Source organism: Stenotrophomonas sp. 78350_Sma, from assembly GCF_056482105.1.
This window is the reverse complement of sequence record NZ_CM151182.1, coordinates 3,484,169-3,500,324: the sequence shown is the minus strand read 5'-3', so window position 1 is coordinate 3,500,324 and position 16,156 is coordinate 3,484,169. Positions and strand designations below refer to the sequence as shown.

At 65.9% G+C, this 16,156-nt stretch carries 11 protein-coding genes; 10 read left to right on the top strand and 1 reads right to left on the bottom strand.

Translation table 11 applies throughout. The features are described from left to right. Positions 1-28 precede the first annotated feature (28 nt). On the top strand, positions 29-490 hold the full coding sequence (locus ACZK4H_RS16290; protein WP_099555317.1) for a DoxX family protein: 462 nt from the start codon (positions 29-31) through the stop codon (positions 488-490). Between the two features lie 32 nt (positions 491-522). Beyond that, positions 523-957, top strand: a complete 435-nt coding sequence (locus tag ACZK4H_RS16285; protein WP_239503819.1) for an SMI1/KNR4 family protein — start codon at positions 523-525, stop codon at positions 955-957. 47 nt (positions 958-1,004) lie between these two features. Here the strand turns inward: ACZK4H_RS16285 and prpR are convergent, their stop codons facing one another. Next, positions 1,005-2,588 (bottom strand): propionate catabolism operon regulatory protein PrpR, encoded by a 1,584-nt coding sequence (prpR, locus tag ACZK4H_RS16280; protein ID WP_099555320.1) that lies wholly within the window; start codon positions 2,586-2,588, stop codon positions 1,005-1,007. A gap of 154 nt (positions 2,589-2,742) precedes the next feature. Here prpR and prpB point away from each other — a divergent pair, with 154 nt between their 5' ends. The 8 genes from prpB to ACZK4H_RS16240 all read left to right on the top strand — a co-directional run bounded on the left by prpB (position 2,743) and on the right by ACZK4H_RS16240 (position 16,156). Next, on the top strand, positions 2,743-3,636 hold the full coding sequence (gene prpB / locus ACZK4H_RS16275; protein ID WP_099555390.1) for a methylisocitrate lyase: 894 nt from the start codon (positions 2,743-2,745) through the stop codon (positions 3,634-3,636). 36 nt (positions 3,637-3,672) lie between these two features. After that, complete coding sequence (prpC, locus tag ACZK4H_RS16270; RefSeq protein WP_005410655.1) at positions 3,673-4,830, top strand: bifunctional 2-methylcitrate synthase/citrate synthase; 1,158 nt, start codon at positions 3,673-3,675, stop codon at positions 4,828-4,830. A 97-nt stretch (positions 4,831-4,927) separates the two neighbouring features. Then, a complete protein-coding gene (gene acnD / locus ACZK4H_RS16265; RefSeq protein ID WP_099555323.1) occupies positions 4,928-7,546 on the top strand; it encodes a Fe/S-dependent 2-methylisocitrate dehydratase AcnD in 2,619 nt (872 codons plus the stop codon). Between the two features lie 100 nt (positions 7,547-7,646). Next, on the top strand, positions 7,647-7,889 hold the full coding sequence (locus ACZK4H_RS16260; RefSeq protein ID WP_005410653.1) for a type II toxin-antitoxin system ParD family antitoxin: 243 nt from the start codon (positions 7,647-7,649) through the stop codon (positions 7,887-7,889). Continuing rightward, positions 7,886-8,248 carry a type II toxin-antitoxin system RelE/ParE family toxin gene (locus tag ACZK4H_RS16255; RefSeq protein ID WP_099555325.1) on the top strand — a complete coding sequence of 121 codons (363 nt, stop codon included), beginning with the start codon at positions 7,886-7,888 and terminating at the stop codon, positions 8,246-8,248. Before ACZK4H_RS16260 ends, ACZK4H_RS16255 begins: the two co-directional genes overlap by 4 nt. Positions 8,249-8,251: 3 nt before the next feature. Next, on the top strand, positions 8,252-9,430 hold the full coding sequence (gene prpF, locus ACZK4H_RS16250; protein WP_099555327.1) for a 2-methylaconitate cis-trans isomerase PrpF: 1,179 nt from the start codon (positions 8,252-8,254) through the stop codon (positions 9,428-9,430). 124 nt (positions 9,431-9,554) lie between these two features. Then, the gene (locus tag ACZK4H_RS16245; RefSeq protein WP_099555329.1) at positions 9,555-11,015 is read left to right on the top strand and encodes a bifunctional 2-methylcitrate dehydratase/aconitate hydratase; all 1,461 of its coding nucleotides are present in this window, start codon (positions 9,555-9,557) and stop codon (positions 11,013-11,015) included. 233 nt (positions 11,016-11,248) lie between these two features. Further along, positions 11,249-16,156: an alpha-2-macroglobulin family protein gene (locus ACZK4H_RS16240; RefSeq protein WP_099555332.1), complete on the top strand. Its 4,908-nt coding sequence runs from the start codon at positions 11,249-11,251 to the stop codon at positions 16,154-16,156.

Sequence of the window (16,156 nt, the reverse complement as noted above, 5' to 3'; positions counted from 1 at the left end):
ATGGATGATCTCGACTTCCGGAGTTGCCATGCCCTCCTGGCGTTGCCTGTTTGCGGTGCCGCCGCTGCGTCACGGCGTGGAAGCGTTCCTGCTGTTGATCGCCCGCATCGTCGCCGGGGTGATGTTCTGCGTGTCCGGCTGGAACAAGGTGTTCACCGATGCGGGACGTGAGCGCATGGTGCATACGCTGGTCGATGCGGGGATTCCGTTCCCGGTGTTCAGTGCGCCGGTGCTCGGAGGCATTGAATGGATTGCGGGCAGCCTGCTGGTGCTGGGCCTGCTCAGTCGCCCCTCGGCGTTGCTGCTGGCAGGTATCTGCGCGGTGGCTGCATTGACTGATGGCATCGCGCGCATTCCTGCCGGGCTGAGCGTGCCGGATTGGCTGAGCTGGTTCTTCTATCTGAGCGAAGTGCCGCTGGGTGTGCTGCTGTTGTGGATTGCCGCAGTTGGGAGTGGACGATTCGCGATAGAAGTGCGCTGGGCGCGTTGAACATTGAGTGATGCGGAGGCAATTGAATGCGGATGAATGATCTGATCCAGCGCGTAGTTCGCGCGTACCCGGATCGTCGGAATCCTGATTGCGCTTCGGCGGCCGAGGTCATGCGTCGCTTGGGCGTTGCTCCTCACTGCGATATGTGGATGTTCTACATGGCGATCAATGGCGCGCTGCCTGCCGTGAGCGGTAGGCTTGAGTTGTTGCGTATCGTTGGCCCTGGAATTCCGAAGATTCCAGACCAGGCTGAGTACGTTTGGGATCGGTACGAGCTCCCAGTTAATTTTCTTCCGCTGTCATCTGTCGAGGGTGAGGGAATGTATTTGTACGATATGTCTACTGAAGAGGTACATGACTACAGCCTGGCTCGCCACGATCAGTTTGTGACGGGACAAGAGCAGCCTCGGTGGGAGAGCTTCCATGGCTTCATGATGTGGTATCTCGGTGAGGCAAGCGGTACGTAGCGTTGATTGATGCTCGGCTTTTCCATGGAGTTGAGCATGGCTCGACTCTACAGATTCTCCGCGCGCAGCCAGCGCCACAGCGTAGTGCGTGAGACGCCCAGCGCCTGCGCCATCCCCTCGCGGTCATTGCGGTGTTCCTGCAACAGCGTTTCCAACTGCGGACGCGGCGGCCGCTTGCCGTTGTTTTCCACCGGTAGCGCAGCGGCGCCCTCATTCACCAGTTCGGGTGCCAGCTGCAGCAGTCGCGCGGCATCAATCAGCCCTTCACCGGGTTGCCAATGGATGCGCAGCCGATCCACCAGATTGCGCAATTCGCGCACGTTTCCTGGCCACTGGGCGGTGGTCAGCACCGCCAGTGCCTCCGCATCCAGTGGCGCGTCGATACCACGCAGCTGGCGGAAGAAATGCTGCGCCAACAGTGGGATGTCACCGCGCCGGGCGCGCAGCGATGGCAGGGCAATGCGCAGCGCGGCCAGGCGGTAATACAGGTCGCGCCGGAAGCTGCCGGCTGCCGCGCGGTGCTCCAGCGATTGCAGGGTGGCGGCGACCACGCGCAGGTCCACCGGGGTCGGTTCGGTGGCGCCCACGCGCAGCACTTCACGTTCTTCCAGCACCCGCAGCAGGCGGGTCTGCAGCGGCAGCGGCAGTTCGCCGATTTCATCCAGGAACAGGGTGCCGCCGTCTGCGGCCTCGACCAAGCCGACGCGGCCACCACGGCGTGCGCCGGTGAAGGCGCCATCGCTGTAACCGAACAGCTCCGCTTCCAGCAGTGATTCGCTGATGGCGCCGCAGTTCAGCGCGACGAAGCGCCCACGACGGCCGCTGGCGGCGTGCAGCTGCCGCGCGACCAGTTCCTTGCCGGTGCCGGTCTCGCCGGTGACCAGCACGGTGCTGTCATGCGGCGCATACAGCGCGATCTGCGCGCGGACCTGCGCCATCGCGTCGCTGTCGCCGAGCAGTTCATGTGTGTCGGCACGTGCTGCCGGGCGCCGGCGCGGGGCGGCTCGGTTGCCGCTGGAGCGGGCAAGGGTCTGGGTCAGCTCCAGCGCATGTTCAAACGCTTGCCGCACCGAGTCGGCCGAGTACAGCAGCACGCCGGGCAGGCCGGCCTGTTCGGCGTGGTCGATGGCCATGCCGGTGCCGACGATCACTTCGATGCCGTTGGCGCGCAGGTCGGCAATGCAGTCGCGTGCGTCCTCGCGGGTGACGAAGCGGCGATGCTCGATATCCAGGCCGAAACTCTGCTGGAAGTTGCTGAACACCGGCACGTCGCTGGCGTGGGTGACCAGGCCGATGCGGCTGGCGATGCGCCGCGCACGCGCCAGCGCCTCCATCAGGTCGAAGCCGTTGGCCTGGATCGGCACCAGCGGCAGTTCCAGCCGGCTGCGCAGCCAAGCGGCGTTGGAGCCGCCGGCGATGACCACGTCGCAGTGCTCGCGGCGCAGGCGTTGGCCGATCACATCCACCGCTTCCTCGAAACCGAGGTTGATCTGCTCGATGCGCGCGCGGCGATCGAATTCGGGAATGACATCGCCGAGCAGGCCGGTCAGGCGCGAGACGCTGACCGTCCAGATCACCGGGCGACCGGGGTCGGCGTCGGCGTGGCGCAGGGGTGAGCGGGGCAGGTACATGGCGGCGGGAGGTCGGCGGGATGTTTCATGATACATCCGTTTCAATGTTTCATATGTTTCACTGTTGCATGGCAGTCATCCCCGTGAAATCAACGGCTTGCAGCTTGGCATGGTGCTTGCGCCTACCTACCCGTTCTCCAACCTGGATTGCCGCATGACCGCTTCCACTTCCTTCTCAGCCGGTGCCCGTTTCCGTGAGGCGCTGGCTGCCGAATCGCCGCTGCAGGTGATCGGCGCGATCAACGCCAACCACGCCCTGCTGGCCAAGCGCGCCGGCTTCCGCGCGATCTACCTGTCAGGCGGTGGTGTTGCCGCCGGCTCGCTGGGTCTGCCGGACCTGGGTATCAACACCCTGGAAGACGTGCTGGTGGACGTGCGCCGCATCACCGATGTCTGCGACCTGCCGCTGATGGTCGACATCGACACCGGCTTCGGTCCGAGCGCGTTCAACATCGCGCGCACTGTGAAGTCGCTGATCAAGGCCGGCGCAGCCGCCTGCCACATCGAAGACCAGGTCGGCGCCAAGCGCTGCGGTCACCGCCCGGGCAAGGAAATCGTTTCGCAGGGTGAAATGGTCGACCGCGTGAAGGCCGCTGCCGATGCCAAGACCGATCCGGACTTCTTCCTGATCGCGCGTACCGACGCCATCCAGGTGGACGGCGTGGACAAGGCCATCGAGCGCGCCATCGCCTGCGTCGAGGCCGGTGCCGACGGCATTTTTGCCGAGGCGGCCTACGACCTGGACACCTACCGTCGCTTCGTCGACGCGGTGAAGGTGCCTGTGCTGGCCAACATCACCGAGTTCGGTGCCACCCCGCTGTTCAGCCGCGATGAACTGGCCTCGGCCGGCGTCGCCATCCAGCTGTTCCCGCTGTCTGCCTTCCGCGCCGCCAACAAGGCTGCCGAGAACGTCTACCAGGCGGTGCGCCGCGATGGTCATCAGCGCAACGTGGTGGAGACCATGCAGACCCGCGAAGAACTCTACGACCGCATCGGCTACCACGCCTTCGAGCAGCAGCTCGATGCACTGTTCGCCGCCAAGAAATAAGCAGTACCCTGCACCATCAGTTTTCGGAGGGAAAACATGAACGATACGACCGCAACCCCGACCTTCAAGCCGAAGAAGTCCGTGGCCCTGTCCGGCACCGCTGCCGGCAACACCGCGCTGTGCAGCGTGGGCCGCAGTGGCAACGACCTGCACTACCGTGGCTACGACATCCTGGACCTGGCCAACACCAGCGAGTTCGAGGAAATCGCCTACCTGCTGGTGCACGGCAAGCTGCCGACCCGCGCCGAGCTGGTTTCGTACAAGGCCAAGCTGAAGTCGCTGCGTGGCATCCCGGCTGCGGTGAAGGCGGCGCTGGAAGAGCTGCCGCCGTCGGCGCACCCGATGGACGTGATGCGCACCGGCGTGTCCGTGCTCGGCTGCGTGGCACCGGAGAAGGACGACCACAACCATCCGGGTGCACGCGACATCGCCGACAAGCTGATGGCCTGCCTCGGTTCGATGCTGCTGTACTGGTACCACTGGAGCCACAACGGCCGCGCCATCGACGTGGAAACCGACGATGACTCGATCGGCGGCCACTTCCTGCACCTGCTGCACGGCGAGAAGCCGCAGGAATCGTGGGTGAAGGCGATGCACACCTCGCTGATCCTGTACGCGGAGCACGAGTTCAACGCCTCGACGTTCACCTGCCGCGTCATCGCCGGCACCGGCAGCGACATGTACAGCGCGATCTGCGGTGGCATCGGCGCGCTGCGCGGTCCGAAGCACGGCGGCGCCAACGAAGTGGCGTTCGAAGTGCAGAAGCGCTACGACAGTCCCGATGAGGCCGAGGAAGACATCAAGGCCCGCGTCGAGCGCAAGGAAGTGGTGATCGGTTTCGGCCACCCGGTCTACACCGTCTCTGATCCGCGCAACAAGGTGATCAAGGACGTGGCCCGCGAGCTGTCCGAAGAGCAGTCGAGCATGAAGATGTACAACATCGCCGAGCGCCTGGAATCGGTGATGTGGGACATCAAGAAGATGTTCCCGAACCTGGACTGGTTCAGCGCGGTCAGCTACCACATGATGGGCGTGCCGACCGCGATGTTCACTCCCCTGTTCGTGATCGCCCGCACCGCCGGCTGGAGCGCGCACATCGTCGAGCAGCGTATCGACGGCAAGATCATCCGCCCGAGCGCCAACTACATCGGTCCGGAAGACCGCGACTTCGTCGCCATCGACAAGCGCGTCTGATCCACCTGCTGCACCCATCCGGCCGGCCGTGTGCCGGCCGGGTGCTTTCGCCGCCGCACCGCCGGCACCCGGCCCGCCCCAAGTACTCCGCCAGCCCATGAATACCGATTACCGCAAGAACCTCCCCGGCAGCGCGCTGGATTATTTCGACGCGCGTGCCGCTGTCGATGCGATCCAGCCCGGCGCCTACGCCACCCTGCCGTACACCTCGCGCGTGCTGGCCGAGAACCTGGTGCGTCGCTGCGATCCGGCCACGCTCGGCGATTCGCTGAAGCAGCTGATCGAGCGCCGTCGCGACCTCGATTTCCCGTGGTTCCCGGCGCGCGTGGTCTGCCACGACATCCTCGGCCAGACCGCGCTGGTCGACCTGGCCGGCCTGCGTGATGCGATCGCCGACAAGGGTGGCGACCCGGCCAAGGTCAACCCGGTTGTGCCGGTGCAGCTGATCGTCGATCACTCGCTGGCGGTGGAGTGCGGTGGTTTCGATCCGCAGGCGTTCGAGAAGAACCGCGCGATCGAAGATCGTCGCAATGAAGACCGTTTCCACTTCATCGACTGGACCAAGCAGGCATTCCAGAACGTGGACGTGATTCCGCCGGGCAACGGCATCATGCACCAGATCAATCTGGAGAAGATGTCGCCGGTGGTCTACGTACAGGACGGCGTCGCCTTCCCCGATACCTGCGTGGGCACCGACAGCCATACCCCGCACGTGGATGCGCTGGGCGTGATCGCGATTGGTGTTGGCGGCCTGGAGGCAGAGAACGTGATGCTCGGCCGTGCCTCGTGGATGCGCCTGCCCGACACCGTCGGCGTCGAACTGAGCGGCCGCCCGCAGCCGGGCATCACCGCCACCGACGTGGTGCTGGCCTTGACCGAGTTCCTGCGCAAGGAACGCGTGGTTGGTGCCTGGCTTGAATTCTTCGGCGAGGGTGCTGCGGCACTGACCATCGGTGACCGCGCCACCATCTCCAACATGTGCCCCGAATATGGCGCCACCGCCGCCATGTTCTACATCGACGCACAGACCACCGATTACCTGCGCCTGACCGGCCGCGAGGAATCGCAGGTGGCGCTGGTTGAGAACTACGCGCGCACCACCGGCCTGTGGGCCGATGACCTGGCCACCGCGCAGTACGAGCGCGTGCTGCGCTTCGACCTGTCCAGCGTGGTGCGCAACATGGCCGGCCCGTCCAACCCGCACAAGCGCGTGGCCACCGCCGAGCTGGCCGAGCGCGGCATCGCCGACGAAGCCAAGCTGGAAGCGGGCAAGGCCGAGCAGGCGCAGGGCCTGATGCCCGATGGCGCAGTGATCATTGCCGCCATCACCAGCTGCACCAATACCTCCAACCCGCGCAACGTGATTGCTGCCGCACTGCTGGCGCGCAACGCCAACGCGCGTGGCCTGCAGCGCAAGCCGTGGGTAAAGTCGTCGCTGGCGCCGGGCTCGAAGGCCGTGCAGCTGTACCTGGAAGAATCCGGCCTGCTGCCGGACCTGGAGCAGCTCGGCTTCGGCATCGTCGCCTTCGCCTGCACCACCTGCAACGGTATGAGTGGTGCGCTGGACCCGAAGATCCAGCAGGAAATCATCGACCGTGACCTGTATGCCACGGCCGTGCTGTCGGGCAACCGCAACTTCGATGGCCGCATCCATCCGTATGCGAAGCAGGCCTTCCTGGCCTCGCCGCCGCTGGTGATCGCCTACGCCATCGCCGGCACCGTCCGCTTCGATATCGAGAAGGACGTGCTGGGCGTGGATGCCGATGGCAACGAGGTGCGCCTGAAGGACATCTGGCCGAGCGACGCCGAGATCGACGCGGTGGTGAAAGCCTCGGTGAAGCCCGAGCAGTTCCGCAAGGTCTACAACCCGATGTTCAACGTGCGCGTGGAGCATGGCGCGGCAGTCAGCCCGCTGTACGACTGGCGCCCGCAGAGCACCTACATCCGCCGCCCGCCGTACTGGGAGGGTGCACTGGCCGGTGAGCGTACGCTGGCAGGGATGCGCGCGCTGGCGGTGCTGCCGGACAACATCACCACCGACCACCTGTCGCCGTCCAACGCGATCATGGCCTCCAGCGCCGCCGGCGAATACCTGGCGAAGATGGGTCTGCCGGAAGAGGACTTCAATTCCTACGCGACGCACCGCGGTGACCACCTGACCGCGCAGCGCGCCACGTTCGCCAACCCGAAGCTGTTCAACGAGATGGTGCGCAACGACGACGGCAGCGTGAAGCAGGGTTCGCTGGCGCGCGTGGAGCCGGAAGGCAAGGTGATGCGCATGTGGGAGGCGATCGAGACCTACATGGACCGCAAGCAGCCGCTGATCATCATCGCCGGTGCCGACTACGGCCAGGGCAGCTCGCGTGACTGGGCCGCCAAGGGCGTGCGCCTGGCCGGCGTGGAAGCGATTGTGGCCGAGGGCTTCGAACGCATCCACCGCACCAACCTGATCGGCATGGGCGTGCTGCCGCTGGAGTTCAAGCCCGGCACCACCCGCCTGACCCTGGGCATCGACGGCACCGAGACCTTTGACGTGATCGGCGAGCGCACCCCGCGTGCCGAGCTGACCCTGGTCATCCACCGCCGCGACGGCCAGGACGTGATCGTGCCGGTCACCTGTCGCCTGGACAGCGACGAGGAAGTGGCGATCTATGAGGCCGGCGGCGTGCTGCAGCGCTTCGCCCAGGACTTCCTGGAAGGGGCCAAGGTGGCGTGATGCCGGGCTTAATGCCTGCCCCCGGAGACCGGGGGCGGGCTTGTCCGACACCAGGGCAGGGCGCACACTGACTTGGCAAAAACTGCCAAAGGAGAGTTTCATGGCCACCATGAACATTTCGCTGACCGACCCGCTCAAGCAGTTCGTGGACGAGGAAGTGCGCGAAGGCGGCTACTCCAGCACGTCGGACTATGTGCGCGACCTGATCCGCCAGCGACAGCGCAGCAAGGCCGAAGAACTGCTCAAGCAGCTGATTGCCGAGGGGCTGGCTTCTGGTCCTTCGGCACCTCTGGCGCCGGATCACTTTGACAAGCTCCGTGAGCGTGCACGGAACCGCAAGTGAAACCTTCGCACTGGTCCCCTGCAGCGGTTCGAGATCTTGACCAGGCAGCAGCTTGGTATGCAGATCAGGGCGGAGAAGTGCTGGAAATCGGCTTCATCGATGCGGTGGAATCCGTCGTCAAGCTGATCGAGGCCCACCCAGGTGCTGGTTCCGCACTGCATGCGGATCTATTGCCCTCGCTGCCAACGCCATTGCGTTTTCATCCGGTTCGTCGCTTCGACGGCTACCTGGTCTACTACGTGGAGCTACCTGCGCACGTTTCCATCGTGCGCATCTGGAACGCTTCGCGGGGCATGGAAGCACTGTTCGAAGACGAGGAGCTCAACCCCGATATTGGTTCGTCGCATCCAGGATACTGATCCATGACCTTCCTCCCGCAACTCCGTATTCCCGCCACCTACATGCGCGGTGGCACCAGCAAGGGCGTGTTCTTCCGCCTGCAGGACCTGCCCGAAGCCGCGCAGGTGCCGGGCGCCGCACGCGATGCGCTGCTGATGCGCGTGATCGGCTCGCCCGATCCGTATGGCAAGCAGACCGATGGCATGGGCGGTGCAACGTCCAGCACCAGCAAGTGCGTGATCATCTCCACCGCTTCTGTGCCGGACCACGATGTGGACTACCTGTACGGTCAGGTCTCGATCGATACCGCATTCGTCGACTGGAGCGGCAACTGCGGCAATCTCAGCACTGCGGTGGGTCCGTTCGCGATCGCCAACGGGCTGATCGATCCCGCCCGCGTGCCACGCGATGGCCTGTGCACCGTGCGCATCTGGCAGGCCAATATCGGCAAGACCATCATCGCCCACGTGCCGATGCGCGATGGCGAAGTGCAGGAAATCGGCGATTTCGAATTGGACGGCGTGACCTTCCCGGCGGCCGAGATCCAGCTCGAATTCATCGATCCGTCCGATGACGGCGATGCGGGCGCGATGTTCCCCACCGGCAACCTGGTCGATACCCTGGATGTGCCGGGCGTGGGCAGCTTCGAGGTAACCATGATCACCGCCGGCATTCCGACCATCTTCCTCAACGCCGCCGACCTGGGCTACACCGGCACCGAGCTGCAGCCGGCGATCAACGAGGACAAGGGAGCACTGGAGCGCTTCGAGAAGATCCGCGCCTACGGCGCCTTGCGCATGGGGCTGATCAAGAGCCTGGAAGACGCGGCGACCCGCCAGCACACGCCGAAGGTGGCCTTCGTGGCACCGGCACAGGACTACGTGTCGTCCAGTGGCAAGGCGATTCCGGCGTCGGCCATCGACCTGCACGCGCGTGCGTTGTCGATGGGCAAACTGCACCACGCGATGATGGGTACCGCCGCCGTAGCGATCGGCACTGCAGCGGCGATTCCGGGCACCCTGGTCAATCGTGCGGCTGGTGGTGGCGAACGCGAAGCGGTGACCTTCGGTCATCCCTCCGGCACGCTGCGCGTCGGCGCACAGGCTGGCCTCGTTGACAGCCAGTGGACGGTGACCAAGGCCATCATGAGCCGCAGCGCCCGCGTATTGATGGAAGGCAAGGTGCGCGTGCCGGCCGAGTGATGCGTTGGTAAACGCCAACCAAGGTTGGCGACTACCGAACAGAGGAGATCGATTGCTTTGGTAGATGCCAACCTTGGTTGGCATGGTGCACGGGCAACCGTGTACCCCGACAAGGAGACCTGCGATGTCTGACAGCCACACCCCATCCAACGAGCGTGCAGCGTGGGATGCGCTGCTGGTGGATATCGTCGATTACGTGCGTGATGCCCGCATCGACTCGCCGCTGGCCTTCCAGACCGCACACCACTGCCTGCTCGACACGCTGGGCTGCGGGCTGGAAGCGCTGTCCTTCCCGGCCTGCAGCAAGCTGCTCGGTCCACTGGTGCCGGGCATCAGCGTGGTCAACGGCGCGCGTGTACCGGGTACGCACTACGTGCTGGACCCGGTGCAGGCGGCCTTCAACCTCGGCGCGATGGTGCGCTGGCTGGATTTCAACGACACCTGGCTGGCCGCCGAGTGGGGCCATCCTTCAGACAATCTTGGCGGCATCCTGGCTGTGTGCGATTGGCTGGGGCGCAACGCGCAGGCCCTGCGCCGCCCGCCGCCGACCCTGCACGACGTGCTGCTGGCGATGATCAAGGCGCACGAGATCCAGGGCGTGCTGGCGCTGCAGAATTCCTTCAACCGGGTCGGGCTGGACCATGTGGTGCTGGTCAAGGTCGCCACCACCGCGGTGGTCTCGCAGCTGCTCGGGCTGGACCGCGAGCGCATGCTCAATGCGCTGTCACTGGCCTGGGTCGACGGCCAGGCGTTGCGGACCTACCGGCACGCGCCCAACACCGGCTCGCGCAAGAGCTGGGCGGCGGGCGATGCAACCAGCCGCGGCGTGCGCCTGGCGCTGATGGCTGCCAGCGGCGAGATGGGCTACCCCAGCGTGCTCAGCGCACCCACCTGGGGTTTTGAAGCGGTGTCCATGCACGGTCAGGCACTGACGCTGGAGCGACCGCTGGGCAGCTATGTGATGGAGAACGTGCTGTTCAAGATCAGCTACCCGGCCGAGTTCCACGGCCAGACCGCGGTGGAGGCGGCGATCACGCTGCACCAGCAGCTGCGCGCGATCGGGCGACGGGTCGAAGACATCGCGCACATCGCCATCCGCACCCAGGAAGCCTGCATCCGCATCATCGACAAGCAGGGGCCGCTGCATAATCCGGCCGACCGCGACCACTGCGTGCAGTACATGGTCGCCATCGCCCTGCTGCACGGGCGGCTGGTGGCCGAGGACTACGAGGATGACGTCGCCGCCGACCCGCGCATCGACGCGCTGCGCGCGAAGATGACCTGTCAAGAGGATCCGCAGCTCAGCGCCGATTACCTGGACCCGGACAAGCGCAGCATCGCCAACGGCCTGAGCGTGCGCTTCAGCGATGGAATGGAACTGCCGGAGGTGCTGGTGGAGTATCCGCTCGGCCACGCTCGCCGCCGCGAGGAAGGTATTCCCCTGCTGATGGACAAGTTCCGCCGGCACCTGGCCCACCGCTTCCCGACCGCCCAGCAGCAGCGCATCCTGGCCGCTTCGCTGGACCCGGTGGCGCTGGCGGCGATGCCGGTGACCGACTACGTGGACCTGTACCTGCCGGGGTAGCAACGCCTTGGTGGATCTGACGCCACGTCTGCTTGCCGGGCACGTGGCTCGGCTGCTTTGGTAGGTGCCAACCTTGGTTGGCACGGCCGACGCCAACCAGGGTTGGCGACTGCCGGACTGCCGGACTGCCGGCCAGCGGCCGGCACTACCTGCAGCTGGGGCAATTGCCGAATTCGCGTCAACACCTTGACGCGGCCTGCCTATAATGGCCACCTCGATCAAGGAGTGACGACATGAGCGGTCCGGCACGGCGGAAGCGGTGGGGATGGGCGGCGGCGGTACTGGCAGGAGGCCTGTTGCTGGGCCTGGCCGGCTGCCGCAACGACAGCGGGCAGCTGCCCAAGGCCAGCGGTGAAGCCATCACCACCAAGGCCGAGCAGGTGAAGGAGTTCACCCTGCTGCGTGCCTACCCGGACCAGAAGAATGACGGCTTGTCGCTGGCGCTGGAGTTCTCGCGCCCGCTGGTCGGCACCCAGGACTTCGACAAGCTGGTGCGCTTCGAAGAGAAGGTCGGCACCGACGACAGCAGCTGGACGCTGTCCGATGACGGCCTGACCCTGCGCTACCCGTTCGTCGAGGCCGGCAAGGAATTCAGCCTGGTGGTCTCGCCCGACCTGCTGGCCGCTGATGGCAGCCGCCTGGGCAAGGAGCTGAAGCAGAAGGTGTTCAGCGGCGAGCTGAAGCCGGTGGTCGGTTTCGCGTCGCAGGGCAGCGTGCTGCCGGCCAAGGACAGCCGTGGCCTGCCGGTGGTGTCGGTGAACGTGCCGGAGGTCGATGTCGAGTTCCTGCGCGTGCGCGAGAAGGACCTGCCAACCTTCTTCAGCCAGTACCAGCGTGGCGGCCGCCGTGGCAGCTGGGAACTGAGCAGCGACTACGAACGCAGCCCGATCAACAAGCTGGCCGAGCCGGTCTACGTCAACCGCTTCATTCTTGGCGGCAAGAAGAATGAGCGGGTGCTGACCTACCTGCCAACCCAGGACATCAAGGAACTGCAGGAGCCGGGCCTGTACTTCGCCCTGCTCAAGCGCACCGGCGACTACGAAGGCGAATTCGATACCGCGTTCTTCTCGGTCAGCGACATCGGCCTGCATACCCGTGCCTACAAGGACAAGCTGTTCGTCCACACCGCCGGCCTCAAGGACGGTGCGCCACTGAAGGGCATCGACCTGCGCGTGCTCGATGCCAAGGGCGAGGTGGTGCTGAAGGGCAGCACCGACGGCAATGGCAATGCGCTGCTGAACTACACCCTGGATGCCACCCACGTGCTGGTCGCCAGCACTGGCAAGGACACCAGCTTCCTGCCGTTCAACCAGCCGGCGCTGGATCTGAGCGAATTCGCCGTGGCCGGCCGTGACAATGCGTGGTTCGACGTCTACGCCTGGTCCGGCCGCGACCTGAACCGCCCGGGCGAGACCGTGCGCCTGTCCGCGCTGCTGCGCGACAACGACGGCAAGCCGGTCAAGGCGCAACCGGTGTTCCTGCGCCTGAAGCAGCCCGACGGCAAGACCTTCCGCGAGACCCGTCTGCAGCCGGGTGAACAGGGCTACATCAACTTCGAGCAGGTGATCCCCGCCGAGGCGCCGACCGGGCGCTGGCAGGTCGAGTTCCGCACCGACCCGGCCAGCAAGGAAGCGATCCAGGGCATGACCCTGCGCATCGAGGAGTTCCTGCCCGAGCGCATGAAGCTGGACCTGGACAGCGCGCAGAAGACGCTGAAGCCTGGCGAGGACCTGCGCCTGCAGGCCAATGGTGCCTATCTGTACGGGGCACCGGCCGATGGCAACCGCTTCACCGCACGCATGGCGGTGGCCGCCGAACAGACGCCGGTGGAAGGCCTGCCGGGCTATTTCTTCGGTGACCCGACCCTGCAGCTGCCGCGCGAAGCCAAGGACGTGATCGACACCACGCTGCCGGGCAACGGCCAGCTGCGTGAGGATGTGGCGCTGCCGGAAGAGGCGGCCAAGGCAAAGGCACCGATTGCCGTGGTGCTGTCCGGCAGCCTGTATGAAACCGGCGGCCGCACGGTCACCCGTACCCTGAAGCGGGTGATGTGGCCGGCCAATGCGCTGGTCGGTGTGCGCCCGTTGTTCAACCCCGAGGATGGTGCTGACTCCAACGGCAACGCACGCTTCGAACTGATGCGCGTGGATGCCGCCGGCACGCCGCAGCCGGCCAAGGGCCTGAAGATCACCCTGGTGCGCGAACTGCGCGACTACCACTGGACCTTCAACGACAACCGCTGGGACTACGATTTCACCCGCCGTTTCGAGAACAAGGAAACCCGCACTGTCGACGCTGGCAGCAGCGCGGTCGCCTTCGATTTCCCGGTGGAGTGGGGCGAGTACCGGGTGGACGTGTTCGATCCGTCCACCGGCCTGACCAGCCGCTATCCGTTCCGCGCGGGCTGGAGCTGGGGTGACGACAACCGCGGCCTGGACGCACGCCCGGACAAGGTCAAGCTGGGCCTGGACAAGACCGGCTACAAGGCCGGTGACACGCTGGAGGTGACGGTGACCCCGCCGCATGCCGGCAAGGGCATCCTGATGGTCGAGACCGACCGCATGCTGTACGTGCAGGACATCGAGGCCAAGCCGGGTTCGACCTTCAAGATCCCGGTCACCGCCGACTGGGAGCGCCACGACGTCTACATCACCGCGCTGGTGTTCCGTGGCGGCAGTGCGCCGAGCAAGATCACCCCGGCCCGTGCCGTGGGCGTGGTGCACGTGCCGATGGACCGCAAGGGCCGCACCGTGGCCGTCGGCCTGGCAGCGCCCAAGCAGATGCGACCGGAGCAGGACCTTCCGGTGACGGTCAGCGCGCCGCAGCTGGCCGGCAAGATGGCGCACGTCACCGTCTCGGCGGTGGACGTGGGCATCCTCAACATCACTCGTTTCCCGGTGCCCGATGCCGGCGCGCACTTCTTCGCCCAGCGTCGCCTCGGCATCGATGCCTACGACATCTACAGCCGGGTGATCGAGAGCTTCGATGGCGGCGCCGGCAAGCTGAAGTTCGGTGGCGATATGGCGCTGCAGGCACTTCCGCAGGCCAAGCGCCCGACCGCACGCGTGCAGACCGTGGACCTGTTCTCCGGCCCGGTGCAGCTCGACGCCAAGGGCATCGCCCGCATCCGCTTGAAGGTGCCGGACTTCAACGGCACGCTGCGGGTGTCGGCACTGGTCTACAGCGATGACCAGTACGGCAAGCGTGACGTGGAAACCGTGGTGCGCGCGCCGATCCTGGCCGAAGCCAGCATGCCGCGTGTGCTCGCCCCGGGCGACCGCAGCACCGTGACCCTGGACGTGCAGAACTTCACCGGCAAGCCGGGCCAGTTCAACGTGAAGGTGGAAAGCGAAGGCCCGCTGACCCTGGGCGAGGGTAGTCGCAGCGTGCAGTTGAATGCCGATGCCAAGACCACGTTGAGCTTCCCGCTGTCCGCACGCGAAGGCCACAGCGTGGCCAAGGTGCGGGTGCGCGTGGACGGCAACGGCTTCAAGGCCGACCGCCGCTACGATCTGCCGGTGCGTGCGGCATGGCCGCAGGTGCTGCGTTCGCAGGTGCGCACGCTGGATCCGCTGGCTGCGGTCAGCCTCGACAACAGCCTGACCGAGGGCCTGATGTCCGAGTCGGTGAACGCGCGGCTGCTGGTCAGCCCGCTGCCGCCGATTCCGTTCGCCAGCGCACTGCAGGGCGCGCTGAACTATCCCTACGGCTGTGCCGAGCAGACCACCAGCAAGGGCTATGCCGCGCTGATCCTGGACCAGGCGACGTCGTCGATGCTCGGCGCCGATGGCCTGGACGCCAAGGCCCGCCGTGAACGCATGGAAGGTGCGTTCGGTCGCCTGGCGTCCATGCAGGTGGCCAATGGCAACTTCTCGATGTGGGGTGACGACGGCTACGTGAATCCGTGGCTGACGCCGTATGTCACCGAGTTCCTGCTCGATGCCAAGGACGCCGGCTTTGCGGTGCCCGACAACGTGCTGCAGAAGGCACTCAATCGCCTCAGCGAGGACCTGCTGTCCGGTGGCAACCAGTTCTACGGCCAGGATGACCGCGAGAAGCTGACGTTCTCCAACAAGGCGTATTCGGGCTATGTGCTGGCCCGGGTCAACCGCGCACCGCTGGGTACCCTGCGCGCGCTGTACGACAACGAGCGCAGCAAGGCAGTCGGCGGCCTGTCACTGGTCCACCTGGGCGTGGCGCTGTCGCTGCAGGGCGATGCCAAGCGTGGCCAGGCGGCACTGGCGGCGGCCTTCGCCAAGTCCAGCAGCGAACGTCCGTCGTACTTCGGCGACTACGGCAGCGCGATCCGCGATGACGCACTGATGATCGCGCTGACACACGAGAACAAGCTGGCCAAGCCGGCCTGGGACGCGCGTGCGGTCGATCTGGGCCGTGGCCTCGATGCGCGCCGCAGTGCCGGCTGGATGTGGTTGAGTACGCAGGAACAGGTAGCCATTGCCCGCCTCGGCAAGGCCCTGGCGGCCAACCAGAAGGCACTGGTGGCCGGTGAACTGGTGATCGGTGGCAACAGCGAGTCCGTCGGCGAGCGCAAGCTGTTCGGCCGCAACTTCACCGCCAGCGAACTGGCCAGCGGCGTGCGCTTCACCCCGCAGGGCCAGCCGCCGATGTTCGCCAGCATCGACGTGGCCGGCATCCCGCGCAGTGCACCGGCGCCGGACAACAGCGTGCTGGGCGTCGAACGCAGCTACTACGGTACCGATGGCAAGCCGTGGTCGCCGCGCCCGCTGAAGGAAGGTGAAGCCCTGATCGTGCGCGTCACTGTCACCGCCGACACCACCATGCCGGATGCACTGCTGACCGACCTGCTGCCGGCCGGCCTGGAGATCGAGAACTTCAACCTGGGTGACGCCAAGCAGTGGGCCGATGTGGTGGTCGATGGCATCACCATCAGCGACCGCGGTGAAGCGGCCGATACCAAGCACGAGGAGTTCCGCGACGACCGCTATGTGGCCGCGCTGAAGCTCTCGCGTGGCAGCAAGGCCAACGTGTTCTACCTGGTACGCGCGGTGACGCCGGGAACCTACTCGGTGCCGCCGCCGCTGGTGGAGGACATGTACCGGCCGCAGCTGCGTGGCGTCGGCCGCAGCAACCCGACCACGATCACGGTGGTGCAGCCGTGA

Coding starts and splice junctions, on each gene's coding strand:
- prpR (WP_099555320.1), bottom strand. CDS start 2,588: ATGTACCTGCCCCGCTCACCCCTGCGCCACGCCGACGCCGACCCCGGT.
- acnD (WP_099555323.1), top strand. CDS start 4,928: ATGAATACCGATTACCGCAAGAACCTCCCCGGCAGCGCGCTGGATTAT.
- prpC (WP_005410655.1), top strand. CDS start 3,673: ATGAACGATACGACCGCAACCCCGACCTTCAAGCCGAAGAAGTCCGTG.
- ACZK4H_RS16290 (WP_099555317.1), top strand. CDS start 29: ATGCCCTCCTGGCGTTGCCTGTTTGCGGTGCCGCCGCTGCGTCACGGC.
- prpB (WP_099555390.1), top strand. CDS start 2,743: ATGACCGCTTCCACTTCCTTCTCAGCCGGTGCCCGTTTCCGTGAGGCG.
- ACZK4H_RS16260 (WP_005410653.1), top strand. CDS start 7,647: ATGGCCACCATGAACATTTCGCTGACCGACCCGCTCAAGCAGTTCGTG.
- ACZK4H_RS16245 (WP_099555329.1), top strand. CDS start 9,555: ATGTCTGACAGCCACACCCCATCCAACGAGCGTGCAGCGTGGGATGCG.
- ACZK4H_RS16285 (WP_239503819.1), top strand. CDS start 523: ATGAATGATCTGATCCAGCGCGTAGTTCGCGCGTACCCGGATCGTCGG.
- prpF (WP_099555327.1), top strand. CDS start 8,252: ATGACCTTCCTCCCGCAACTCCGTATTCCCGCCACCTACATGCGCGGT.
- ACZK4H_RS16240 (WP_099555332.1), top strand. CDS start 11,249: ATGAGCGGTCCGGCACGGCGGAAGCGGTGGGGATGGGCGGCGGCGGTA.